The organism is Leucobacter tenebrionis (assembly GCF_019884725.1).
GTDB classification, from domain to species: Bacteria; Actinomycetota; Actinomycetes; order Actinomycetales; family Microbacteriaceae; genus Leucobacter; species Leucobacter tenebrionis.
Genome location: NZ_CP082322.1, coordinates 953,649 through 974,565, shown reverse-complemented (window position 1 = coordinate 974,565; position 20,917 = coordinate 953,649). Strand labels below are relative to the sequence as shown.

Genomic DNA, 20,917 nt, shown 5'->3' with positions numbered 1-20,917 from the left:
GGCTGAGAGGGCAATCCACGGGAGTCCCGACGCGCGGGGCTGAGAGGGAGCACGCGAGCTCCGACCGTTCAACCTGATCTGGTTCATGCCAGCGGAGGAAGGAAGCCTCGATGGTGCCTGTAAGTCGTACATCCCCGATCGCCCGAACCCGTCGCACCGCGATCCCGGTGATCGCGCTCACCGTGGTCTGCGCGCTCGCGTTCACCGGGTGCTCGGGATCGGAGTCCGGCGGCGGATCCGCCGAAGCCGACAAGGTCACGCTGGTCGTGCACGACTCGTTCCCGAACGACGAGGTCGCCGAGGCGGCCAGCGCCGCGACCGGGTACGACGTCGAGGTGATCTCCGCGGGCGACGGCGGCGAACTCACCAACAAGCTCGTGCTCACCGCCGGCGCCCCGATCGCGGACGCCTTCTTCGGTGTCGACAACATCTTCGCCTCGCGGCTCGTCGACAACGACGTGGTGGTGCCGTACACCCCGTCCGAGCTGCCGAAGGGAGCCCTCGAATACGCCCTGGGCGCAGACGGCTCCGAGGGGGACGGGGCGGGCAGCGGCAGCGATGCGGCACTCGCGCTCACGCCCGTCGACACCGGAGCCACCTGCATCAACATCGACACCGCATGGTTCGAGGAGAAGGGGCTCGACGAGCCCGAGACCTACGAGGATCTCGCCGATCCCGCATACCGCGACCTCACCGTGCTGCTCGATCCGACCGCCTCCTCCACCGGCGCCTCCTTCCTCGTCGGCACGGTCGCGGCCTTCGGCGAGGACGGTTTCGCCGACTACTGGAAGCGGCTCACCGACAACGGCGCCCGCATCGAGCAGGGCTGGAGCGACGCCTACTACGGTCAGTTCACGCAGGGCGGCGAGGGCGGCACCAGGCCCATCGTGGTCTCCTACGCCTCGTCGCCCGCCTTCACCGTCGACGACGAACTGACCGCGAGCACCACGAAGGCACTGCTCGACACCTGCACCCGTCAGGTCGAATACGCGGGTGTGCTGAGGGGGGCCGCCAACGAGGCGGGCGCGAAGGCCGTGGTCGACTATCTCGTGTCGCACGAGTTCCAGCAGACGATCCCCGACGCCATGTACATGAGCCCCGTCGACGACACCGTCGAGATGCCCGAAGCGTGGGCGAAGTTCGCTCCCGAGCCCCGGGCGGACCAGACCCACGACCTCACCCCCGAGGAGATCGAGCGGGGTCGCGAGCGCTGGCTGGGGACCCTGGGCGACACGATCGGTCTCTGACGTGCAGCGGCGGAGGACGACCGCCGCGCGTGCGAGCGCGTGGGCCGTCGCGGGGTGGACCCTCGCGACGGCCCTGCCGCTCGCCTTCCTGATCGTCTTCTTCCTGTGGCCGGTGCTCTCGCTCGTGGCCACCGGCTTCGTCGCGGACGGCCGCCTCGACGCCTCCGCCGTGCCCGAGGTGTTCGGATCGGCCCGAACCTGGCGGGTCATCGGGCAGACGCTGCTGCAGGCGGGTCTCGCGGCCGCGCTCGCCGTGGGGCTCGGAGTGCCGGCCGCGTACGTGCTCTACAAACTCGACTTCCCGGGCCGCACACTGCTGCACGGGCTCATGACCGTGCCGTTCGTGCTGCCGACGGTGGTGGTCGGCGTCGCCTTCTCCGCGCTCTTCGGGCCCGCGGGGCCGCTCGAATGGCTCGGGCTCGATCGCACGCTCACCGTGCTCGTGCTCGCGCTCGTGTTCCCGAACGTCGCGGTCGTCGCGCGCACGGTCGGCAGCTTCTGGGCGCGTCTCGACGAGAGCTCCGCGATGGCGGCCCGCGTCATGGGAGCGGGGCGGATCAGGGCGTGGGTCACGGTCACGCTGCCGGCCCTCGCGCCGGCGCTCGCGTCGGCTGCCGCCCTGGTCTTCCTGTTCTGCTCGACATCGTTCGGCATCGTGCTGATCCTCGGCGGGCGGGAGTTCTCGAACGTCGAGACCGAGATCTACCGGCTCACCGTGCAGTTCCTCGACCTGCGCGGCGCGGCGGTGCTGTCGCTCGCACAGTTCGTCATCGTGGGGGGGACGCTCGTCGTCTCGGCGCGGCTGCGGCGAGCGGGGGAGCGGGCGGTCGAACTGCGCGAGGATGCGCCGCGCGAGAAGCGGCCGGGGATCGCGGATCTCCCGGCGATCCTCGTCTTCTCGCTCACCGCGCTGCTCCTGCACGCCGCGCCGCTCGTCACCCTGCTGATCCGATCCCTGCGCGGAGGCGGTGCCGACTCGGCAGGCGGATGGACGCTCGCGCACTACGCCGCCCTCGTGCGCCCGCCGGCCGAGCTGCCCCTGGATGAACCGGTGATCCACGCGATCGGGTTATCGATCCGCATCGCCGCGCTCGCCGCCGCGCTCGCGCTCGCGCTCGGCCTGCTGCTCGCGCTCGTGCTGTCGCGCCGCCCCCGGTCGCGCGGGCTGCAACGGGCCCAGGGGCTCTTCGACGGGCTCGTGATGCTGCCGCTCGGGGTCTCTGCCGTGACGCTCGGCTTCGGCCTGCTCATCACGATGCACCGGCCGCTCGGGATCGGCTTCGATCTGCGCACCTCGACCGTGCTGATCCCGATCGCCCAGGCGCTCGTCGCACTGCCTCTCGTGGTGCGCATCCTGCTGCCGGTGCTGCGCGGCATCGACGAGCGGATCCGCTTCGCCGCCGCGACCCTCGGCGCCGGCCCGCTCACCGTGCTCGGTACCATCGACCTGCCGCTGCTCGGCCGGAGCGCGGGGCTCGCGCTCGGGTTCTCGTTCGCGGCATCGCTCGGCGAGTTCGGGGCGACCTCCTTCCTCGTGCGTCCCGGCGCCCAGACCCTGCCCGTCGCCGTCGGAGAGTTGATCGGCCACCAGGCGCCCGGCAGCTACGGGGCAGGGCTCGCGGCGGCGGTCGTGCTCGGCGCCTTGACTGCGGCGATCATGCTGGTCGCCGAGCGGATGCGCGTGGGCGGACGGCTCGGCGCGAGCGCCGGGTCGCGCGGTGCCGCGCGGCAGGGGGAGCTGTTCTGATGGAGACTCGGGATCGGCGCCCGGAGTGGACGCCTCGGCCCTTCGACGTGCTGCTGATCGACGGCCGGTCGGGGTCGGGCAAGACCTCGCTCGCGGCGCGCATCGTGCGGGAGCTGCGCGGTTCGGGCGGCGCGGGATCGTGGACCGGATCCGAGCCTCAGCTGCTGCGCGTCGAGGACCTCTATCCGGGGTGGGACGGGCTCGCGGAGGGATCCCGAGCCCTCGCGGGAGCACTCGACCGAGGCCGCTACCGCCGCTACGACTGGTATGCCGAGGCGTTCGCCGAGGAGCACCGCATCGCTCCTCGCCCGCCCCTCGTGATCGAGGGATGCGGCGCGATCACGGCCGAGAACCTCGCGGCGGCGCGGCGGTGGGCGGAGCGGGCGCTTCCAGGGCCCGTCGCCGGGGGAGCGGTGCGCAGCCTATGGCTCGAGTGCCCGGCGGAGCTGCGGCGATCCCGAGCCCTCGCGCGCGACGGCACGAGCTACGAACCGCACTGGGAGCGCTGGGCCGCCCAGGAGGAGGCGCACTACGCCCGGCACGAGCCGTGGTTCCTCGCGGACGAGGTGCTGCGCGTTTGAGCTTCACCCGGGGCCGCCCGAGCTCCGCCGTCCCGTATTTCGGAGCTCACCCGTTATTCGGATGAAACCCGGGCGATCCCATCCGAATAACGGGTGGGATCCGAAGTTCGGGCGGCCTACCCTGACCGGAGGAAGAGCCCGGATCCGCGGCGGGTAGACTGGGGCGCGTGCTGAAACTTGCGGTTCTGATCTCCGGCGGCGGCAGCAACCTGAAGGCGCTGCTCGACGCGGCGGCGGATCCCGAGTTCCCCGCCCGCGTCGTATGCGTGGGCTCCGACACCGACGCCCCGGGCCTCGCCCACGCCGAGGCTGCCGGGATCCCGACCTTCATCGTGCGACCCGGGGACTACGGCGATCGCGAGGAGTGGGGGCGGATGCTCTCGGCCGCGATCCAGGAGCACGGCGTCGGCACGGCGTCCGCGGCTGCGAATGAAGCGAACGCGCCGGCGTTCGCCGAGCAGTCGGGTCCGCACACGGCGGACGGCCTCGTCGTGAGCGCCGGCCTCATGCGCATCCTCCCCGCGGGTTTCGTGCGCGAGTTCTCGCCGCGCCTCATCAACACCCACCCCGCGCTGCTCCCGCTCTACCCCGGCGCCCACGCGGTGCGCGACGCGCTCGCCGCGGGCGCGACCGAGACGGGCGTGACGGTGCACGTCATCGACGAGGGGGTCGACACGGGGCCCGTGCTGCGCCAGGCCCGCGTCGAGATCCGCGACGGCGAGAGCGAGAGTGAGCTGCACGAGCGAATCAAACAGCTCGAGCGTCCGCTGCTCGTGCGGACCGTCCGCGACATCGCCCTCGGCGAGCTGATCCTGCCCGGCCTGTGAACACCCGAACCGAAACCCGTCATCCTGCGCGCGACCGCAGGATCTCAACCCCGCACCACCCGGATTCCGCGATCTGCTCCGCAGACGCAGAATGACGAACCGATCATAAGGAGCCCGATGGCAGTCCAGAGCCACGACCCCAGCCTCTACGAGCATCGAGACATCGTGCCGATCAGGCGCGCGCTCATCTCGGTGAGCGACAAGACCCGCCTGCTCGATCTCGCCGCCGCGCTCGCCGAATCCGGCGTCGAGATCGTCTCGACCGGGTCGACGGCCGCGACCATCCGCGAGGCCGGCCACCCGGTGACCGACGTCGCCGAGGTCACGGGCTTCGCCGAGGCGCTCGACGGCCGCGTGAAGACACTGCACCCCGCGGTGCACTCGGGCCTGCTCGCCGACCTCCGCCTCGCCGACCACCGCGCGCAGCTCGAGCAGCTCGGCTTCGCCCCGTTCGAGCTCGTCGTGGTCAACCTGTACCCCTTCGAGCAGACGGTCGCCTCGGGCAAGCCGGCCGCCGACGTGATCGAGAACGTCGACATCGGCGGCCCCGCCATGGTGCGCGCCACCGCGAAGAACCACGCCAACGCCGCGATCGTCGTGTCGCCCGGCCGCTACGACGAGATCATCGAGGCGGTGCGCGCCGGGGGCACCACCCTCGCGCAGCGCCGCTCGCTCGCCACCGAGGCCTTCGTGCACACCGCGCAGTACGACGCCGCGGTCGCCAACTGGTTCCTCGACCAGGAGGACGCCGAGTGGGGCGACGCTCCCGCCGATGAGGCCCCGGCTCAGGACGGCTCCATCGACAGCATCTTCGAGACGACCGAGGGCTACGTGGGCTACGAGGTCTTCGGACTGCGCGAGGCCGTGCTGCGCTACGGCGAGAACAGCCACCAGCGCGCCGCGCTCTTCACGGAGAACGAGGGCGCCGGCATCGCCCAGGCCACGCAGCTGCACGGCAAGGAGATGTCGTACAACAACTACGTCGATGCCGACGCCGCGCTGCGCGCCGCTTTCGATCACGAGCGCCCCGCCGTGGCGATCATCAAGCACGCGAACCCCTGCGGCATCGCGGTCGCCCCCGAGTCGGCCGAGGACCCGATCGCCGCGGCCCACGAGCTCGCGCACGCCTGCGACCCCGTCTCGGCCTTCGGCGGCGTGATCGCCGCCAACCGCACCGTCACTGCGAAGATGGCCGAGACGGTCTCGGGCATCTTCACCGAGGTCATCGTCGCGCCCGCCTTCGACCCCGACGCGCTCGCGATCCTCACCCAGAAGAAGAACGTGCGGCTGCTCGTGCTGCCGGCCGACTTCACCCCGAACCCCGTTGAGATGCGCCAGGTCTCGGGCGGCTTCCTGCTGCAGGACGCCGACCGCTCCTTCAAGCCCGCCTCCGAGTGGGAGCTCGCTACCGGCGATCCGGCCGATGCCGCGACCCTCGCCGAGCTCGAGTTCGCCTGGCGCGCCTGCCGCGCGGTGAAGTCGAACGCGATCCTGCTCGCCTCGGACGGCGCCTCGGTGGGCGTCGGCATGGGCCAGGTCAACCGCGTCGACTCGTGCCGTCTCGCGGTCGAGCGGGCGGGCGATCGCGCGAAGGGCGCCGTCGCCGCGTCCGACGCGTTCTTCCCGTTCGCAGACGGGCTGCAGGTGCTCATCGACGCCGGCGTGCGCGCCGTCGTGCAGCCCGGCGGATCCGTGCGCGATCCCGAGGTCATCGAGGCCGCCCAGGCCGCGGGCGTGACCATGTACTTCACGGGGGAGCGCCACTTCTTCCACTAGCGGAAATAGGCGGTTGGCGATAGTCGTGCTTCGTCGTGAGCCGCTATTTCATGCGGGTTGTGGGGTTGTAGGCGATAGGCCGAAATAGTCCGCAACTGGGGTTCGTGCGGACTCTCTGCGGACAGCTTGCGGACTGCGGACTGCGGACAAAAGGTGAGGCCCACCCGTCATTTCAAATGAGGGTGGGCCTCTTCGCGCAGGAAAGGTCTTAGAGGGTGAAAGGTAACCCTCTCCCTAACCTTCGGCCCAGTTCGACAAAATGCCGTTGACGCGAGTCTAGTTACGCCGCTTTGCGACGGTAGCCGTCGAGCACCATACGCTCGACCAGACTGAAACCCTCGAAGACAGTCATGCGGACGCTGTAGTCATCGAGCGCGACCGTGATCTTGCCTTCGGGGTTCTGAGTGAGTCGTGCAGTCGCTGCCACGATCACAGCCGAGATCGGGTCATCGGGCACGTCATAGGTGAAGCCGACACCGCGAGTGTATGACTTCACCCATGCTGTGATGATCGGCAGGTGCTGCCCGGCCAGACTGACGACGGCACTATCGCCAGCCTGACCGAGAAATGCAGCAACGTCAGCCGCTGCAGGCGCTGCCATGATTACGCCTCAGTGTCTTCAGCGATCACGACGACAGCTTCAGGGTTGAGCGGCTGAGCGTCATAGCGTGCGGTTACGCGGATCGCCTGCTGATCGTAGTCACCGAAGGTCTGATCGAGAATCTTGACGGTCGGTGCCTGATCGCGTGCGACGGCGATCTGGCTGAAGTCAGCGAGAACGCTGGTGCCTGCAGGGATACGTGACGTGATGATGACCTGAGACCCGAAGAGACGGAACACGCCGTCCTGAGTCGGGTCAGGGGTGAGAACGTACTGGTTCGACCCGGTGGCCTGCTTCACCTTGCGAAGCGTCACGAAGTCGGCAGGGTTCATGATGATCTTCGCGGCAGCGGTGTTCGCGTTCGCGCTGAGCAGCTTGCCCCATGCATCGATCATCGAGTCGAGCGTGATCGCCGCGTCGACGGTCTGCACGCCGTCATAGTTGATCAGGCCGAGCGGGGTGCTCTGAACGCCGCCCACGACGTCGCCAGTGCCGGTGAGGAAGGCCGCGTCGAGCTTGTCGGCAACGTCCTTGACGAGACGATCCTTGATCGCTGCATCGAGCGACACGACCGACTGACGGGCAAGCTCATTGCTGAAGCGGGTGAGGGTCTTGACCGACTTGATCGAAGAGGGCAGCAGCACGATCTCGTCGAAGCTGACGTCTTCGTCGTCGATCTGCTCATTCTCGCCGTACCAAGTGACATCGGTTGCGCCGCCCATCTTTGGCACGCGCACGGGGGAACCGTCGGTGTCGAAGATGCGGGGGCCTGCCGAGAGGAAGACGCTGGCCTGCTCAAGCGGCTGAACGAGAATCTTCTGAACCTGCTCAGCGGTAAGTTCAGGCGAGTTAGAAACGGAAACGGACATGATGTTCTCCAAACGTGAGAGATGAACTCGGATCACGTTGAGGATCAGCCGCAACGAAAAGGGGCAGGCCATCAAGACCTGCCCCAATTCTATACCCCTATAGGGTACTAGCCAACCCAGACTTGATTGCCGGGGTTCTCGCTCACGAGCATCGGGATACCGGGGCCAAGTGCCAGGCAGTGGAAGCGACCCTGAGTGTCCTTCAGCTCGACATACCGGGGGGTGTCGGGGATCACCCATGCGGTGTCGTAGTCTGCGACTTCGATCGTCTGGCCTGCATAGTGAATCGTGTACGTCATCGTCAGTCCTTCTAGCTTGCGTTTGCCTTGAGCAGTCCGCTCAGGCTCACCGTATCCGATGCCACTGACACGCCCTGCCCGATGCTGCCCGACGGCTTGCGCGACGCAAGGTGCGGCTTGGCCTGCAGCAGCGCGTCAATAGCCGTGATCATCTTGTCGGGGTCGACGATATGTTCATCATCGAACGCGAGGTCGCTAGGGTCTGCGAGACGCCCCGTAGCGGCCACGAGAGCGGTGTGCAGGCGTGCCGCGATCTCGTCGCGATCAGACGCGCGCTGACGGTACTTCGCGTTCTCGTCACGAAGCTTCTCAACGTAGTCGCGCGGGAAGGTGTCACCCTCCTCGACGGTCGCGTCTGTAATTCCATCGTCAGGGGTCAGTTCTGAAATCTGACCCTCTTCGACGGTCTCTTCGGTTTCCACAGTCTCAGCCATGATTCATCCTTCCTAGTAAACGGCCGGTCGGGGTGTGTAATCGGTTTTCACGGGCATAGCGACACACTCGCAACCCGAATGAGTCGGCATCGGGTGACTGATCGGCCAGACACGGCCTTCACGCCACCACCAGCGACACAACTGGCACGGGTCGGGGTCAAGCTGCCTCACCCATCCCGAAGCGTCAGAAACGGCGATAGCGTCGCTATAGGCCGTCTGCGCTGCCTCAAGCGGTGCGTTCAAGCTCAGCCGCTCAAGCTTCATGATCACGTCGCCGTCACCATCGAGCACGGTCGCCAGCGAGTCGAGATAGGTCTTGCGCTTGCGTTCAGCAGTCACGCCCTTCGACGCCGCCAGCGTGCCGTTCATGTGGGTCAACTCGACCGCGACGGCCATGTCAGCCGCTGCAGCAGCAGACGCGCCGGCCATGCCAAGCACGCCCTCAGACAGACGCATGAACTCAGCCCGGTCGATGTAGCCCTTGCCGTACAGAGACCACGCGGCCATGATCTTCTGTTTCGAGTCCTGCCGGATGCGGCCCAGCACGCCCTGATAGCTCACTGTGCCGTGTCCTCGACGATGAACTTGCTCAGGTCGACCCCGGCCATATCGAGCGCCTCAGCGCGCTTCTGCGACCGGATCGTCGCGATCTCTGCCGGGGTGTAGCCCAGCGGGTTCGCCAGCAGCGACTCAAGCGGCACACCGATAGTCGAGAGCTTCACGGCAGCGTCGGCAACCTGCCCCGGGGTGCGAGTCTCAGGCGACGCCCAAACTGTCTCGAAGTCGACGCTATTGCGACCGTCACGAACCTTCACGATCAGGTCAGCGACCCGCGCCCACGCCCGACCATAGACCCGCTGCTTCGCCTGCGCCTTCGACACAAGCGACGCCTCAGCCGAACGGATCGCGTCAGCCGACGGCGGCTGATCACCATTCAGGCCGAGATAGTGCGGGGGCAGACCTGAGATCGCGCCGATCTGCTGAGTGATCACGGCCGAGAGGTCGCCATAACCGTCGAGACGTGCCGGGTCGAACTGGCCGAACTTCGTTTCGGGGTTCTCCGACTGCCACACGCGATCCTGCTCAGACGCGAACGGGTTGACCGGGTTGCCGTCTTCGTCCTCGACGATCTCAAGACCCGTCACCCATCGGCGCGGACGTGCGAAGTACTCAGACGTCACCATCGCGTCGACCATGACCTTGTTGAGCGCGTCGGTGAGATCAAGAATGTCGTTCATCTCGCTCGACCCGTACACGTCGAGCAGACGCGAACGGTTCACGATCGGCACGACGGGCACTTCGCCAAGCGGGTTATCGATCACGTCGATCACGGTCATCGCGTTCTGCTTGCCCTTGTAGCGGGTGATCTTGTCGGGTTCGTACACGACCGCGTAATGCTCTTTGCCATCCTCCCAACGCTTCACAGCGGCACGCACAGCACCAGTCGCGGGGTCGTGATCGGTGATCATCTGCTTCGCGGACTCGACCGTCACCAGCGGGTTACCTGCAGCGTCGACCCAAACGATGACATACGAACGCCCATAGGTCAGCGCGTCGACGTGCGCGAGCTGCGCCTGAGTATCGAGATCGCTACGCTGCCACGCCTCCCAGACCGACTCGTCGGCAGCGTCAGCACCGAACGGCCTGAAGCCCGTCACACGCAAACGCTCAGCGACCGACGACACCAGCAGCCGGGGGAAGTTCACCGACAGCGCGTTCAACCGCCCATCGAGCGCGGCACGCGACTTCGCCTGCATGAACGCGGCCGGCTGACGGCCGTTGTAGTAGCTATCCAACGTCGACAGACCCGACTGCGCTTCGTCGAGCTGCCCTGACAGAGTTTCCAAAATATCCTGAGTGCTCAAAACGAGACCACCCTTCCCTTAGTTTTCCGGTTGTGCCAAGCGGCACGGTCAAAAGCGACGATTGACGCGACCGAAGCGTCGATCTTGCGCGGTGAGTTGCGCTTGTCCTTGTGAACGATTGCGCCCACAGCGGTCTGAGTGGCGACGGTCTGCCCGATGTGCTGCGCCAGTACGCGGTCGCCATTGTGCGTCATCGTGCCGTCGATCACGGCGGCATAGAGACGATCAGTAGCCGGCCCCATACGGTTGCGGTAACCCGTGTTGTACTCGACGACCTTGCGCGCGCCGTGCTTCTTGCCCCACGCTTCGATCTCCGAACGCCACCCCCACGGATCAGCCGCGAGCTCGACGACGTGGTAAGTGTCGAAGCACCAGTCGACCGTCGCCGTGACCTCGCCACGGGGCACACGCCAGCCCGGTTGCTTCGGGTTCACCCAAATCTTGATCGGCGCGATATGCCCGTCCATCGTGCAGGCCACCAGCGCCGTCGAGTCGCCAGACGCTGACCCGTCGAAGCCCAGCACGATCTTCTCGCCCGGCTCAAGCTCACGATCAGACGCGCGCTTCTCCCAGACACCGAACGGCAGCCAAGAGTCTTCAGAGCCGACCCACTGGCCCAGACGGTAACGCCTGAACGCGGCTTCACGCATCGTCTTCGCGACCGACATGAGGCCGTCGGCCGTGAGAAAGTCGCCAAGCGCCGGGTTCGCGGTCGCCCACGCCTCTTCATCTAGAATGTCGCAACCTTCAGGGGCCGCGAACTCTTTGAAGTAGAACGCCGGGTCAGCGTGCTTGCGCCCATACTTCACGAGATCGAACATCACCGAGTCTTGCGAGTCCGAAGGCGTCGAGATCGCCAGCGTCAACGACTCAGGCCGCTTACCCGCGACCGACGTTGCCGCCTCCCAGTCGTCAGCCGTAACCGTGTGCAACTCGTCCACGATCAGCAGCGACGGGTCGAAGCCCTGCAGCGCCGCGACCGTCGAAGCGGCCGTCACAAGTTCCCCGCCAGTGTGAGGAACCTTGATCGACGCCTGCAGCAGATGCGCACGCTCAGCAAGCTCAGGCGACAACTCGATCATGCGCGACGCGATCTTCAGAGTGTGCCGTGCCACCTGCTCAGTGCCAGCGACCACCATGACCTGCGGTGCGGCCGTCTCCGAAGCGAACAACTCATAGAGCGCCAGCAGCGCCGCCAACGTCGTCTTCCCATTGCCACGCGGCAACGACACAAGACCAGTGCGCGGCCGGCCCTCAGTCGGGAAAAGACCCTTGACGATCTCAAGCTGCCACGGCCGCAACACGAACGGCTCACCAGCGCCCACGCCCTTCGGCATCGGCACAAACGTCTCAGCGAACCGCTGCAGCCTCTCCCAGCCCGGCTCAGGCCAGCCCGTGAAGTCGAGCGGGTCAGCAGTAATCGCGCCCTTAGCGCCAGCCCTCGCCACTAAGACTCCTCGACCACGGGGTAACGATGCGCCGTCGTCTGACCAGCCTGTGCAGGCCCAGACACGCGATAGGTGCGCCCCACAAGCGACACGTCAGCCGTCGACGCCTCAACCATCACCACAGCACCAGTCGGCACCACAGCAGCACCAGACGGCAGTGACACCACAACACTCGTTTCGGTGAGTTGCTGCCCAGCCGGGTTCTGCACCGACGCGGCCGCTGACGGATACTTCACGCGCGCCCTGCCGGTGTAGAACGTCTCCACCAGAGTCGGCACCGGATCAAGCTGACCAGGTGGCCTGATGTTCTCCCACCGGCCGACCAAAACCGTCTCAGACATACGCGATTCGGCCATGCGCCGGCCGCTCAGAACAGCGTCAAACATCGTCCATACCTCCTGAATGAGAACCGTTCTCGATTAGTGTCAAAATGTTTGCCATTCCCCGGGGGTCTTTAGAGACACGTTCGGGGTCTCCTGCCCGTCCTGTTGAAGAGCGGACTGCGCCCCGCTTGCTGTTGCATGATCTGCAGACGACGTCGACGTCCTTGAGTGATCGTGCGGGCCAGCGCAGGTGGTCGCCGGTGAGGTCGTCCTTGGCACCACAGTCAGAGCACCATGGCTGAAGTCGTCGAGCTTGCTGTGACAGTCGTGACCATGCTGATCCGTAGCCGCGTTGGTGTGCTGTTCCACGGTCAGGGTTCTTGACCGGTCGGTGCTCACTGCAGCGTCCGTCTTCGCAGGGTTCACCACAGTTGTTGAACGTGCAGAGCTTCATAGTCCTCCTTCCGAGAACTGATCTATTCCCTCTCGTCGTCGCGCAAGCGACGATGAGGGATAAAGATGAGGGATCAAATAAGGGTTCTTCTAAGGGTTTAGGTGACACGGTGACACCCTCCCCACTGACACGGTGACACCCGGGGGTGTCATGGTGACACCCTCCCCGGGTGACATGGTGACCTCTGGGCTTCGACCCTCACGCTGAGTTATCCACAGGTCACGCTGCATAGCCGGGCACCTCTTCACCGCTCTTGAACTGGTGCGGCATCGTGTCGTAGGTGATCTTGCCGTCGACCGGATCGAAGTCGGCCCACGCCCTCACGGGAAGGTTCTTCGCGGCCCGTGACTTCTTGTCGTACATGGGCAGGCAATAGCGGTTCGTCAGCGACTTGCCCGTGTCGGCGTGCACCCATGGTTCGATCTCGATGACTTCGTGTTCAGCGAGAAACTTGATCGAGCGGATCACGGTTCGTTCGCTCAGTTGGGTCTCCATGGCGAGACGCTTGATGCTGGGCCATGAGCGGTGTGCTTCGTCGTTGTAGTGGTCGGCGATCATCACAAGCACGAACTTGTCCGAAGACTTCAGGTCAACCCAGCCCAGCGCCCAGCGGTATGCACCCATGCTCATGATGATCACCTCCCTTCTACTTGCCGTTGCCGGCTAATCGTTCTCGACCGCCGTGACGATCTTCTTGGCTGAGCCGTCGAGAATCTGGCCCAGCGTCGTGCCTTCGGGGTAGCCCTTGAACATGTCGATCACCTTGTCGATGTTGCGGCGGCGGTTCGCTTCGATCTCGTCCGCGAACATGACCAGCCGCTGCGCCATGGCGATGATGACTTCGGGGTCGTCCTCTTCGAGCAGAAGCGCGTTGCCGTCTTCGTTCGTGATGCCGACGGCATGGGTCTCGGGGTGCTCGTCGTCTTGGAAGACGCCTACGATACGTGCAAGGTCAAACATTTGCGGCCTCCTTGTTGAGCTTGTCCATGAAGTCGATGAGGTCGCGAAGTTCGCTGACCAGGGTGAGCGCATCGCTCATGCTCAGCGACTCGCTGTAGTTCACGACCGACAGTTCCCACGGGCCGCCGTCGTAGCGGTCGATGAAGTGGTACTGCCGTTTGTTCAGGGCTGAGGGGAAGGCGTACTGCTCGATGCCGTCCTTCAGGGTGTGCGTGAAGGTGTCCATGATCAGACCTCTTCCTCAAATGCCGGGTTGCCGGGTTCGGTGTTGCGGCGCAGTTCGCGGGGTGCAGCCTCCATGAGGTGCACGGCGACGGCCTGCAGCGCGGCAGCGACCGAGAGCGCTTCAGCGGGGCGCAAGAAGGTCACGTCGTCGCCCGTGTCGAGACGGATCATGCCCGTCGTGTCGAGCACGCGCATCTCATTGCTGATGCCTGCCTGAGCGCAGAACTCGTCGTCTGACTCGATGTAGACGCGAGTGTGTGCGGTGGCAACTTCGAAGGTGCTGAAGCTCTTTTCGGGGGTAGACTGGTTCATGATCGTTCCTTTTCCTAGGGGATTGGTCTTGCCCTCTTCGCGACTGTCGCCAAACTGTTCCGCGTTGAGGGCCTTTTGCTTCGGGCTATTCACTAAATGCCTCCTCGATGTATGCCTCCACATCGGACAACCTGAACATCCGCCTGCCGCCGATCAGGGCGCTCTTCGGTGCTGTGCCGGTGTGGATCATCCATCGCATCTGAGCCTCACTCTTGCGAAGCATCTCAGCGGTCTCCTTCACTGTCAGCAGCGAGATCGCCACCGCCAACTGAGCCGTCATCATTCCTCCTATCGGTGCATCACCCTGATTGGGTGACTACAACACATCGTTGCAGACAACGGTCGCCATGTCAAACAACCCGGTGAACTGTTCCCAACAACGTGTTGCGGGGTGTAGTCTTTTCCTCATGGCGGCAGTAGAAAATGACTCGAACTTCGTTTGGGAACGGGCCTTTGTTTACAACATGGCGCGGCTGCGCAAGATGCGCGGCATGTCGCAGAATGAGCTAGCGAACCGCCTGACAGCGAAGGGGTTGCCGTTCTATCAAGCAACTGTGCAGCGCGTCGAGAATGGCGAACGATCCGTTCGTCTTGATGAAGCGTGCGTAATAGCTGAACTGTTCGAAGTGTCGCTTGACGCCATGATGACGAACTTCGAAGGCCCGATGGAGACCGCGTCATATTCGGTGGATCGCGTCAGGCGCTTCGCGGGTTCCCTTGTTGATGCCGGGCAAGAGGACTTCGGAGAGTTCTTGAATGAGTTTGAAATACTCAGCATCACCTTTGACGAGATGCTCACAGCATCGGGCCACAAGGCCACGTCCGAACTGTCTTGGCTTGCTGCATGGCTTATCAAGTGCGGTTGGGTGATCGAGTCTTGGATAGACGTTGAGCGGTACGCGAACGGTTTGACCGTGAAGAGCGGTGACTGGCATGAGGCGCATGTCACGATGGTTGAGGCATGGACTGAGCTTCAGTGGCTTCAAGACGAAAGCGTCGAGATGTGGCAGGTTCTCCCTGAGAAAGAGCGGCCTTGGTTCTTGGCGGACCTAGACCCGATTGAGCTTCAGCGATGGATTATAGGGCGCTCAAGTGGCGAGCATTCAGAAGCGCCCTAACGGGGTCTACCGGGCGCGGTATCGCGATCCTGACGGCAAAGAGCACGCGAGCCACCATAAGCGCAAGATCGACGCTCAACAATGGCTTGATCGCGAAACCGCGTCGATAGTCTCCGGGCAATGGGTCGACCCGAAAGCGGGGGAGATCACCCTTGCCGACTACTTCGAGGAATGGCAAGAGCGGCAGGTGTGGGCACCAGCAACCCGACGTAATGCCAGGAACTCGCTGAACCGTTGCACGTTCAAAGACGCGAAGATCAAGACAATCAGGAAAGCCGACGTCGAGACGTTCGTGAAGCACCTGCACGACGAAGGTCTGGCCGCGTCGTCGATCAAGACCGTCATGCGGTTCGTGCAGATGATCCTGAAGGCCGCGACCGAAGACCGTCTGATCGCGACTGACCCGACAGTCGGGGTGAAGCTGCCGCGAGTGTCGCGTGCGAAAGAGATGGTCGTGCCTGACGTCGAAGAGGTCGGCGCGCTTATCAATGCTGCAGAGCGACCCCTGAAGCTGCTGATCGCGCTGTGCGCGTTCGCTGGCCTGCGACGCGGTGAAGCTATCGCCGTGCAGCTAGGCGACTTCGACTTCGACGCTAAGGCCCTGAACGTGCAGCGTCAGGTGCGCGCTGCAGAGGGCGGCGGGAGCGAGTACGAAGCGCCGAAGCACGACAGCGGCCGCGTCGTCTATCTGCCTCAGAAGCTGCTCGATCTCGTGACCGATCACGTTGAGAACTTCGGGGTTCGTGGGCCGAGCAAGTGGCTGTTCTCGCTGACACCTGACGGGCCGGGCAGGGGATACCTTGAACCTCAGTGGCGCGACCTGAAGAAGAAGCTGGGCCACGATGATCTACGCCAGCACGATCTGCGCCACTTCTACGCGAGCGGCCTGATCGCTTCAGGGTGCGACGTCGTGACTGTGCAGCGCGCTCTGGGCCATGCGCAGGCATCGATCACGCTGTCGGTCTATAGTCACTTGTGGAAGACCGCCGAAGACCTGACTAGGGGTGCTGCAGCGGGTCTTATGGATGAAGCGAAGATTGTTCTCGAATAATCTTGCGGACTCTGTGCGGACTGACCCTTGTTCTGCCGCATGTTTTCGGGGGTTCTGCCACTTCTTCCACTGATCCCGCGTCGGGATCGAACCGCATCACCAGTAGGCCGCATCGTCCGCGGTGCGCGAAGAAGAAAGAGGGAACATGGAAATCGTCAAGGGCATTCTCGTCGTGCTGCACATCGTCGGCTTCGCGCTGGTGTTCGGCGGGGCGCTCGCGCAGATCCCCGCAGCGAAGAAGGGCACGGCGCGCGTGCTGCCGATCATGCTCTGGGGTGCGCTGCTGCTGCTCGTCACGGGCCTCGCGCTCGTCGGCATGATCTACGCGCTGGGCGGTGCGCCGAACAACGCGAAGATCGGCGTGAAGCTGATCGTGCTTCTCGCGCTGATCGGCCACGTCTTCGGCGTGCGCAAGAAGGAAAGCCTGTCGGCCGGAGGCCTGTACGCGATGGCCGGCATGGCACTCGTGAACGCGGGCATCGCGGTGCTCTGGCAGTAAGGCGCTGAGACGCCGGGCCCACGTGCCCGATGAGAGTCGGCCCGGTCTCGTTCTCGCAGTCCGTTTCAAGGGCTGAGAGAACGAGACCGGGCCGACTCTTGTGCCGGATCCGGGGGTCTTTCGCAGATGCAGACCTCCGGCGCCGTTGTATATCTCCCGCACCGTGCGAGAGGTATACAACCATGCGAGAGGTATACGCCGGCGGTGGGTCGGTTACGGCGGCGACTACTCCGCGGCGCGCTCGAGGGTGCCGATCTCGGCACCCTGCTCGTCGAGCAGCGTGAGGGTGTCGCCCGACAGCTCGGCGGTGCGGGCCTGCGAGAGCCAGGTGTCGACGCCCTCGCAGTACATGAGGGTCGAACGCATGGCGCCGAGGTCGACCGAGTCGCCTTCTGCGCTCCACTCGCCGCCGAGACTGTTGCAGCCGTCGTCGCCCGAGTAGCTGCCGTCCTCCTCGAAGATCAGTGAGGGTTCTCCGCGCGTGCCCGGCTCGCCCCACGCGCCGACGACCGAGGTGGCGTCGGGAGCGGGGTCGGCCGCGCATGCGCTGAGAGCGAGCAGCCCGGTGAGAGCGGTGGCCGAGAGCGCGAGCACGCGCAGTGTGGGTTTCATGGTTCCACCGTACGGCCGCGACCTATGCGTAGCCCTCGAATCCGGGAATCAGGCCCCGAGCCCCCGCCCCCAAGCGCGCGACTCGCCGGCGGGCGACACCGTCTGCGGCACGCGGAGCGGGTTGTCGTCGCGCAGCGCCTCAGGCAGGAAGGCTGCGGGGGCGTTCTGGAATGCGACGGGACGCAGGAACCGCGTGATCGCCGCGGTGCCGACCGAGGTGCTCGAATCGTTGGAGGTGGCCGGCCACGGACCGCCGTGCTGCTGCGCGGGCGTGACGGCCACGCCGGTCGACCACCCGTTGAAGAGCACACGACCGACCTGGCGGCTCAGCGCCGCGACGAGCGCGCGCAGCTCGGCGGCATTGGCGGTCTCGCCCGTCGCCTCGGCCTCGCCGAGGTGCAGCGTGCCGGTGAGGTTGCCCTCGTAGAACTCGGGCATGAGCGCGGCGAGGTCGGTGCCCTCCGGCGTCTCGACCAGGATCGAGAGCGGGCCGAACGCCTCCTCGACGAGGGCCTCCTTGCCTCGGCGGAAGTCGGCGAGCGACACCGACACGACGGTGGGCGTCGCCCACCCCTGACCTGCTTCGTCGAAGCGGATGCCGCCGGGGACGACGGTGCTCACACCGGGGGAGGCGAGGATCGCGGCGCGTCGCTCCTCGAAGCTGCGCGCGATGCGCGGATCGAGCAGGCGGTGCTCGGCCCCGAACTCGCCCGCGACGGCCTCGATGGCGGACGGGAGCGCGGATCCCGCGGGCACGAACACGAAGCCGGGCTTCGTGCAGAGCTGGCCCGCCGACCCCGAGACGCTCGTGAGGAAGCCGCGAGCGATCTCATCCGCGCGCTCGGCGATGGCCGCGGCCGTGACGAATACCGGATTCACACTGCCGAGCTCGCCGTAGAACGGGATGGGGGCGGGGCGTGAGGCCGCGATGTCGGCGAGCAAGCGGCCCACCCCGATCGACCCCGTGAAGGCGCCCGCCTTGATCCGCGGATCCTTCAGCACCGCGACCCCCGCCTCGCGACCGTGGATGAGGTGGAATACCCCCTCGGGCATGCCGGCTGCGGCGAGGGCTTCGCGCGCGACCTCGGCCGTCGCGTCGGAGAGCTCGGGGTGGCCGGAGTGCGCCTTGACGATGAGCGGGCAGCCCGCGGCGAGGATCGAGGCGGAGTCGCCGCCGAGCACCGAGAACGCGAAGGGGAAGTTCGAGGCCGAGAAGTTGATCACCGGCCCGAGGGGGACGTGCGTGCGGCGCACGTCGGGGCGGGCGCCGAGCGCGAAGTCGGGATCGGCCGGGTCGATCCGTGCGTCGAGGTATCCGCCGTTCACGAGCGTGTCGGCGAAGAGACGCAGCTGCACGGCCGTGCGCACGACCTCCCCGCTCAGGCGCGCCTCCGTGAGCCCGGTCTCGCGCATCGCGATCTCGACCAGGCGATCCTTCGCAGCCTCGAGCGCGTCGGAGACCGCGACGATCGCGCGGGCCCGGTCGAGCGGGGCCGTGGCGGCGAACGCCGGCGCAGCGGCGGCTGCGGCGGCGACGACGGATTCGAGTTCGGGGGAGAGGGCTTCGTTGGTCATGTGGAGATTGTGCCACGCTCGAGCGGGGCGCGGGCTCGCGGGTCTGCACAGTGCGGGAGGTCGAGGCCGTGCGTACTCGGCCACGCCGCAGCCAGGAGTGCCGAATCGCTGCTATGGGGACCGCGGATGCAGCAGAATGGGACTCCGCGTTTCAACGTAGTGACGGCGTAGCATCGCCACCGGCTACCCGATCACGTCGAAGCTCTTGAGCCGCTTGCGGTCGGCCTTCGACGCCGAGTGCTGCAGCGCGAGCAGCTCGGCGTAGATGCCGCCGGACGCCGCCAGCTCGGCGGGCGAGCCGATCTCGTCGACGCGCCCATCGCGCAGCGTGACGATGCGATCCACCTCGGCGATGGTCGAGAGCCGGTGCGCGATGATGAGGCTCGTGCGATCCCGCATCAGGTCGTCGAGACCCGCCTGCACCAGCCGCTCCGACTTCGTGTCCAGCGCCGACGTCGCCTCGTCGAGCACGAGGATCGGCGCGTCCTTCAGCATCGCGCGCGCCACAGCGATGCGCTGCTTCTGCCCGCCCGACAGCTTCATGCCGCGCTCGCCGATCACGGTGTCGTATCCGTCGGGCAGCTTCGACGCGAAACCGTCGACCGCGGCGCGGCGAGCGACCGCCTCGATCTCCTCGCGCGTCGCCTCGGGGCGACCGTAGGCGATGTTCTCGGCGATGGTGCCCGAGAAGAGCGAGGGATCCTGGAACACCACCCCGATGTTGCGGCGCAGCGCCGCGAGATCCGACCCCGCGCCCGCAACCTCGATGCCGCCCTCGCGCACCGCGTACAGCCCCAGCAGCAGATTGATCAGGGTGGTCTTGCCCCCGCCGGATTCGCCGACGAGGGCGACGCGCTCACCGCGGCGCACGTCGAAGCTCACACCGTCGAGCACGAGTGCGTGCTCGTCGTAGCCGAAGTCCACATCGCGGAAGCGCACGGCCGGCCGCTCGGAGTCGGCGTCACCGATCCCCGCTGTCGCCTCGAGCTCTCGCGGCCTCGATCCCTCGCCCCCGACGACCGCGGGATCGAGATCCATCACCTCGAAGTACGAGCGGGATCCCGCCGCCGCCCGCTGCGCCGTGTCGACGACCCAGCTGAGATTCTGCACCGGCTGGCGGGCCATCGCCATGAGCTGGATCAGCATCACCATCTCGCCCGGCGTGAAGTGGCCCGTGACGGTGCGCACGAAGATCATCGCGTAGAGGGCGAAGAAGATGAGATTGAGCACGCCGCGGCGCACCGCGTCCATCGTGTGCCAGTAGCGCGACTGCTCGGAGGCGAGACGGACGGTCTCGCCGAAGTGCCCCGAGAAGCGATCGAGCTCGCTGCTCTCCCTCGCGAACGATTTGACCACGCGGATCTGCCCCACCACCTCGGCGAAGCGTCCCGAGGCCTCGTCGACGTGCTCGTTCTTCTCTCGCTCGATGCGCTGCCACTTGCGACTGGTCAGCGCCGTCAGCCACAGGTACGCGGGGTAGGCGAGCAGGAGGAGTACCGCGAGCGGCCAGTAGTGCCAGACGCTGATGGCGAGCACCGCGACCGTGGTCATGAGCATCGTCACGAACATGTTCGAGAACGTCTTCATGAAGTTGGTGATCTCGGTGATCGAGCGATTGAGACGCGCCACGATCGTGCCCGTGAGCTCGTTGTCGTAGTACCGCTGGGGCAGGGCGAGCAACTGCTCGAAGTAGCGGGTCGACAGGATCGCGCGCATGCGCTCGCTCATCACATCGCCCCAGTACCCGCCGAGATTGCTCACCACGGTCTCGACGAGGCTCGCGGCCAGCAGCGCGAGGGCGAGCAGCATCACCGTGCGGATCGCGCCGTCGGGGATGCCGGAGCCGCCCGAGACCGAGCCCACCGCGTCGACCACCGTGTCGGTCGCGGCGCCGGTGATGAACGGCACCGCGATACCCGCGATCGTGACGACGGCGGCCGCGGCCATGATGGCGAGGTAGTAGGGCGTGAGAGAACGCGTGAAACGCAGGATGCGCAGGATCGTGGACAAGCGGGGTTCAGCCTCCGGTGAGAATCGGTACGAACAGTGCAACGCCTCGGAGGCCGGAAGATTCCGGCCTCCGAGGCGTCACAG

Annotated in this window: 24 protein-coding genes and 1 riboswitch; of the genes, 8 read left to right on the top strand and 16 right to left on the bottom strand. The window is 66.0% G+C overall.

What is annotated here, in order from left to right:
- Positions 1 to 7: 7 nt before the first annotated feature.
- A riboswitch (TPP riboswitch) is annotated at positions 8 to 117 on the top strand.
- The 5 genes from KVY00_RS04570 (at position 111) to purH (ending at position 6,178) form a co-directional block, all read left to right on the top strand.
- A complete protein-coding gene (locus KVY00_RS04570; RefSeq protein WP_223044544.1) occupies positions 111 to 1,247 on the top strand; it encodes a thiamine ABC transporter substrate-binding protein in 1,137 nt (378 codons plus the stop codon). (Overlaps the previous riboswitch by 7 nt.)
- A gap of 1 nt (position 1,248) precedes the next feature.
- Positions 1,249 to 2,994 carry an ABC transporter permease gene (locus tag KVY00_RS04565; RefSeq protein WP_223044543.1) on the top strand — a complete coding sequence of 582 codons (1,746 nt, stop codon included), beginning with the start codon at positions 1,249 to 1,251 and terminating at the stop codon, positions 2,992 to 2,994.
- Entirely contained in the window at positions 2,994 to 3,575 is a 582-nt protein-coding gene (locus KVY00_RS04560) for a nucleoside/nucleotide kinase family protein (protein ID WP_223044542.1), read from the top strand. The genes KVY00_RS04565 and KVY00_RS04560 overlap by 1 nt, the downstream gene beginning before the upstream one ends.
- A 167-nt stretch (positions 3,576 to 3,742) precedes the next feature.
- The gene (gene purN / locus KVY00_RS04555; RefSeq protein ID WP_223044541.1) at positions 3,743 to 4,402 is read left to right on the top strand and encodes a phosphoribosylglycinamide formyltransferase; all 660 of its coding nucleotides are present in this window, start codon (positions 3,743 to 3,745) and stop codon (positions 4,400 to 4,402) included.
- Between the two features lie 117 nt (positions 4,403 to 4,519).
- Positions 4,520 to 6,178 (top strand): bifunctional phosphoribosylaminoimidazolecarboxamide formyltransferase/IMP cyclohydrolase, encoded by a 1,659-nt coding sequence (purH, locus tag KVY00_RS04550; protein ID WP_223044540.1) that lies wholly within the window; start codon positions 4,520 to 4,522, stop codon positions 6,176 to 6,178.
- 280 nt (positions 6,179 to 6,458) lie between these two features.
- Here purH and KVY00_RS04545 read toward each other — a convergent pair whose 3' ends face one another.
- The 13 genes from KVY00_RS04545 to KVY00_RS04485 all read right to left on the bottom strand — a co-directional run bounded on the left by KVY00_RS04545 (position 6,459) and on the right by KVY00_RS04485 (position 14,248).
- On the bottom strand, positions 6,459 to 6,779 hold the full coding sequence (locus KVY00_RS04545; RefSeq protein WP_223044539.1) for a hypothetical protein: 321 nt from the start codon (positions 6,777 to 6,779) through the stop codon (positions 6,459 to 6,461).
- 2 nt (positions 6,780 to 6,781) lie between these two features.
- Positions 6,782 to 7,720 carry a phage major capsid protein gene (locus tag KVY00_RS04540; RefSeq protein WP_255572846.1) on the bottom strand — a complete coding sequence of 313 codons (939 nt, stop codon included), beginning with the start codon at positions 7,718 to 7,720 and terminating at the stop codon, positions 6,782 to 6,784.
- Between the two features lie 35 nt (positions 7,721 to 7,755).
- Positions 7,756 to 7,947, bottom strand: coding sequence for a hypothetical protein (locus KVY00_RS04535; protein ID WP_223044538.1), 192 nt, complete (start codon positions 7,945 to 7,947; stop codon positions 7,756 to 7,758).
- Positions 7,948 to 7,958: 11 nt separating this feature from the next.
- Positions 7,959 to 8,381: a hypothetical protein gene (locus KVY00_RS04530; protein ID WP_223044537.1), complete on the bottom strand. Its 423-nt coding sequence runs from the start codon at positions 8,379 to 8,381 to the stop codon at positions 7,959 to 7,961.
- A gap of 12 nt (positions 8,382 to 8,393) precedes the next feature.
- Entirely contained in the window at positions 8,394 to 8,942 is a 549-nt protein-coding gene (locus KVY00_RS04525) for a hypothetical protein (RefSeq protein WP_223044536.1), read from the bottom strand.
- Positions 8,939 to 10,246 (bottom strand): phage portal protein, encoded by a 1,308-nt coding sequence (locus KVY00_RS04520; RefSeq protein ID WP_223044535.1) that lies wholly within the window; start codon positions 10,244 to 10,246, stop codon positions 8,939 to 8,941. The genes KVY00_RS04525 and KVY00_RS04520 overlap by 4 nt, the downstream gene beginning before the upstream one ends.
- Complete coding sequence (locus KVY00_RS04515; RefSeq protein WP_223044534.1) at positions 10,243 to 11,694, bottom strand: terminase large subunit domain-containing protein; 1,452 nt, start codon at positions 11,692 to 11,694, stop codon at positions 10,243 to 10,245. The genes KVY00_RS04520 and KVY00_RS04515 overlap by 4 nt, the downstream gene beginning before the upstream one ends.
- The gene (locus KVY00_RS04510) at positions 11,694 to 12,080 is read right to left on the bottom strand and encodes a DUF6093 family protein (protein ID WP_223044533.1); all 387 of its coding nucleotides are present in this window, start codon (positions 12,078 to 12,080) and stop codon (positions 11,694 to 11,696) included. Before KVY00_RS04510 ends, KVY00_RS04515 begins: the two co-directional genes overlap by 1 nt.
- A 610-nt stretch (positions 12,081 to 12,690) precedes the next feature.
- Positions 12,691 to 13,101 carry a helix-turn-helix domain-containing protein gene (locus KVY00_RS04505; RefSeq protein WP_223044532.1) on the bottom strand — a complete coding sequence of 137 codons (411 nt, stop codon included), beginning with the start codon at positions 13,099 to 13,101 and terminating at the stop codon, positions 12,691 to 12,693.
- Positions 13,102 to 13,134: 33 nt separating this feature from the next.
- On the bottom strand, positions 13,135 to 13,431 hold the full coding sequence (locus KVY00_RS04500) for a hypothetical protein (protein ID WP_223044531.1): 297 nt from the start codon (positions 13,429 to 13,431) through the stop codon (positions 13,135 to 13,137).
- Complete coding sequence (locus tag KVY00_RS04495) at positions 13,424 to 13,657, bottom strand: hypothetical protein (protein WP_223044530.1); 234 nt, start codon at positions 13,655 to 13,657, stop codon at positions 13,424 to 13,426. The genes KVY00_RS04500 and KVY00_RS04495 overlap by 8 nt, the downstream gene beginning before the upstream one ends.
- Before the next feature lie 2 nt (positions 13,658 to 13,659).
- Positions 13,660 to 14,061, bottom strand: a complete 402-nt coding sequence (locus tag KVY00_RS04490; protein WP_223044529.1) for a hypothetical protein — start codon at positions 14,059 to 14,061, stop codon at positions 13,660 to 13,662.
- On the bottom strand, positions 14,054 to 14,248 hold the full coding sequence (locus KVY00_RS04485) for a helix-turn-helix transcriptional regulator (protein WP_223044528.1): 195 nt from the start codon (positions 14,246 to 14,248) through the stop codon (positions 14,054 to 14,056). Before KVY00_RS04485 ends, KVY00_RS04490 begins: the two co-directional genes overlap by 8 nt.
- A gap of 127 nt (positions 14,249 to 14,375) precedes the next feature.
- Here KVY00_RS04485 and KVY00_RS04480 point away from each other — a divergent pair, with 127 nt between their 5' ends.
- The 3 genes from KVY00_RS04480 to KVY00_RS04470 all read left to right on the top strand — a co-directional run bounded on the left by KVY00_RS04480 (position 14,376) and on the right by KVY00_RS04470 (position 16,636).
- Positions 14,376 to 15,086: a helix-turn-helix domain-containing protein gene (locus tag KVY00_RS04480; protein WP_223044527.1), complete on the top strand. Its 711-nt coding sequence runs from the start codon at positions 14,376 to 14,378 to the stop codon at positions 15,084 to 15,086.
- Positions 15,061 to 16,137: a tyrosine-type recombinase/integrase gene (locus KVY00_RS04475; protein ID WP_223044526.1), complete on the top strand. Its 1,077-nt coding sequence runs from the start codon at positions 15,061 to 15,063 to the stop codon at positions 16,135 to 16,137. Before KVY00_RS04480 ends, KVY00_RS04475 begins: the two co-directional genes overlap by 26 nt.
- A gap of 145 nt (positions 16,138 to 16,282) precedes the next feature.
- The gene (locus tag KVY00_RS04470) at positions 16,283 to 16,636 is read left to right on the top strand and encodes a hypothetical protein (RefSeq protein WP_223044525.1); all 354 of its coding nucleotides are present in this window, start codon (positions 16,283 to 16,285) and stop codon (positions 16,634 to 16,636) included.
- Between the two features lie 225 nt (positions 16,637 to 16,861).
- Here KVY00_RS04470 and KVY00_RS04465 read toward each other — a convergent pair whose 3' ends face one another.
- The 3 genes from KVY00_RS04465 to KVY00_RS04455 all read right to left on the bottom strand — a co-directional run bounded on the left by KVY00_RS04465 (position 16,862) and on the right by KVY00_RS04455 (position 20,833).
- Entirely contained in the window at positions 16,862 to 17,248 is a 387-nt protein-coding gene (locus KVY00_RS04465) for an META domain-containing protein (RefSeq protein ID WP_255572761.1), read from the bottom strand.
- A gap of 48 nt (positions 17,249 to 17,296) precedes the next feature.
- Positions 17,297 to 18,823 carry an aldehyde dehydrogenase (NADP(+)) gene (locus KVY00_RS04460; protein ID WP_223044524.1) on the bottom strand — a complete coding sequence of 509 codons (1,527 nt, stop codon included), beginning with the start codon at positions 18,821 to 18,823 and terminating at the stop codon, positions 17,297 to 17,299.
- Positions 18,824 to 19,006: 183 nt separating this feature from the next.
- A complete protein-coding gene (locus tag KVY00_RS04455; protein ID WP_223044523.1) occupies positions 19,007 to 20,833 on the bottom strand; it encodes an ABC transporter ATP-binding protein in 1,827 nt (608 codons plus the stop codon).
- Positions 20,834 to 20,917: the final 84 nt, after the last annotated feature.

What these genes read in the sequence shown, in the direction of transcription:
- KVY00_RS04540 (WP_255572846.1), bottom strand. Translation starts at nt 7,720, where the DNA reads ATGGCCTGCCCCTTTTCGTTGCGGCTGATCCTCAACGTGATCCGAGTT.
- KVY00_RS04510 (WP_223044533.1), bottom strand. Translation starts at nt 12,080, where the DNA reads ATGTTTGACGCTGTTCTGAGCGGCCGGCGCATGGCCGAATCGCGTATG.
- KVY00_RS04470 (WP_223044525.1), top strand. Translation starts at nt 16,283, where the DNA reads ATGGAAATCGTCAAGGGCATTCTCGTCGTGCTGCACATCGTCGGCTTC.
- purH (WP_223044540.1), top strand. Translation starts at nt 4,520, where the DNA reads ATGGCAGTCCAGAGCCACGACCCCAGCCTCTACGAGCATCGAGACATC.
- KVY00_RS04485 (WP_223044528.1), bottom strand. Translation starts at nt 14,248, where the DNA reads ATGACGGCTCAGTTGGCGGTGGCGATCTCGCTGCTGACAGTGAAGGAG.
- KVY00_RS04545 (WP_223044539.1), bottom strand. Translation starts at nt 6,779, where the DNA reads ATGGCAGCGCCTGCAGCGGCTGACGTTGCTGCATTTCTCGGTCAGGCT.
- KVY00_RS04460 (WP_223044524.1), bottom strand. Translation starts at nt 18,823, where the DNA reads ATGACCAACGAAGCCCTCTCCCCCGAACTCGAATCCGTCGTCGCCGCC.
- KVY00_RS04505 (WP_223044532.1), bottom strand. Translation starts at nt 13,101, where the DNA reads ATGAGCATGGGTGCATACCGCTGGGCGCTGGGCTGGGTTGACCTGAAG.
- KVY00_RS04500 (WP_223044531.1), bottom strand. Translation starts at nt 13,431, where the DNA reads ATGTTTGACCTTGCACGTATCGTAGGCGTCTTCCAAGACGACGAGCAC.
- KVY00_RS04480 (WP_223044527.1), top strand. Translation starts at nt 14,376, where the DNA reads ATGGCGGCAGTAGAAAATGACTCGAACTTCGTTTGGGAACGGGCCTTT.
- KVY00_RS04535 (WP_223044538.1), bottom strand. Translation starts at nt 7,947, where the DNA reads ATGACGTACACGATTCACTATGCAGGCCAGACGATCGAAGTCGCAGAC.
- KVY00_RS04570 (WP_223044544.1), top strand. Translation starts at nt 111, where the DNA reads ATGGTGCCTGTAAGTCGTACATCCCCGATCGCCCGAACCCGTCGCACC.
- KVY00_RS04465 (WP_255572761.1), bottom strand. Translation starts at nt 17,248, where the DNA reads ATGAAACCCACACTGCGCGTGCTCGCGCTCTCGGCCACCGCTCTCACC.
- KVY00_RS04560 (WP_223044542.1), top strand. Translation starts at nt 2,994, where the DNA reads ATGGAGACTCGGGATCGGCGCCCGGAGTGGACGCCTCGGCCCTTCGAC.
- KVY00_RS04530 (WP_223044537.1), bottom strand. Translation starts at nt 8,381, where the DNA reads ATGGCTGAGACTGTGGAAACCGAAGAGACCGTCGAAGAGGGTCAGATT.
- KVY00_RS04495 (WP_223044530.1), bottom strand. Translation starts at nt 13,657, where the DNA reads ATGGACACCTTCACGCACACCCTGAAGGACGGCATCGAGCAGTACGCC.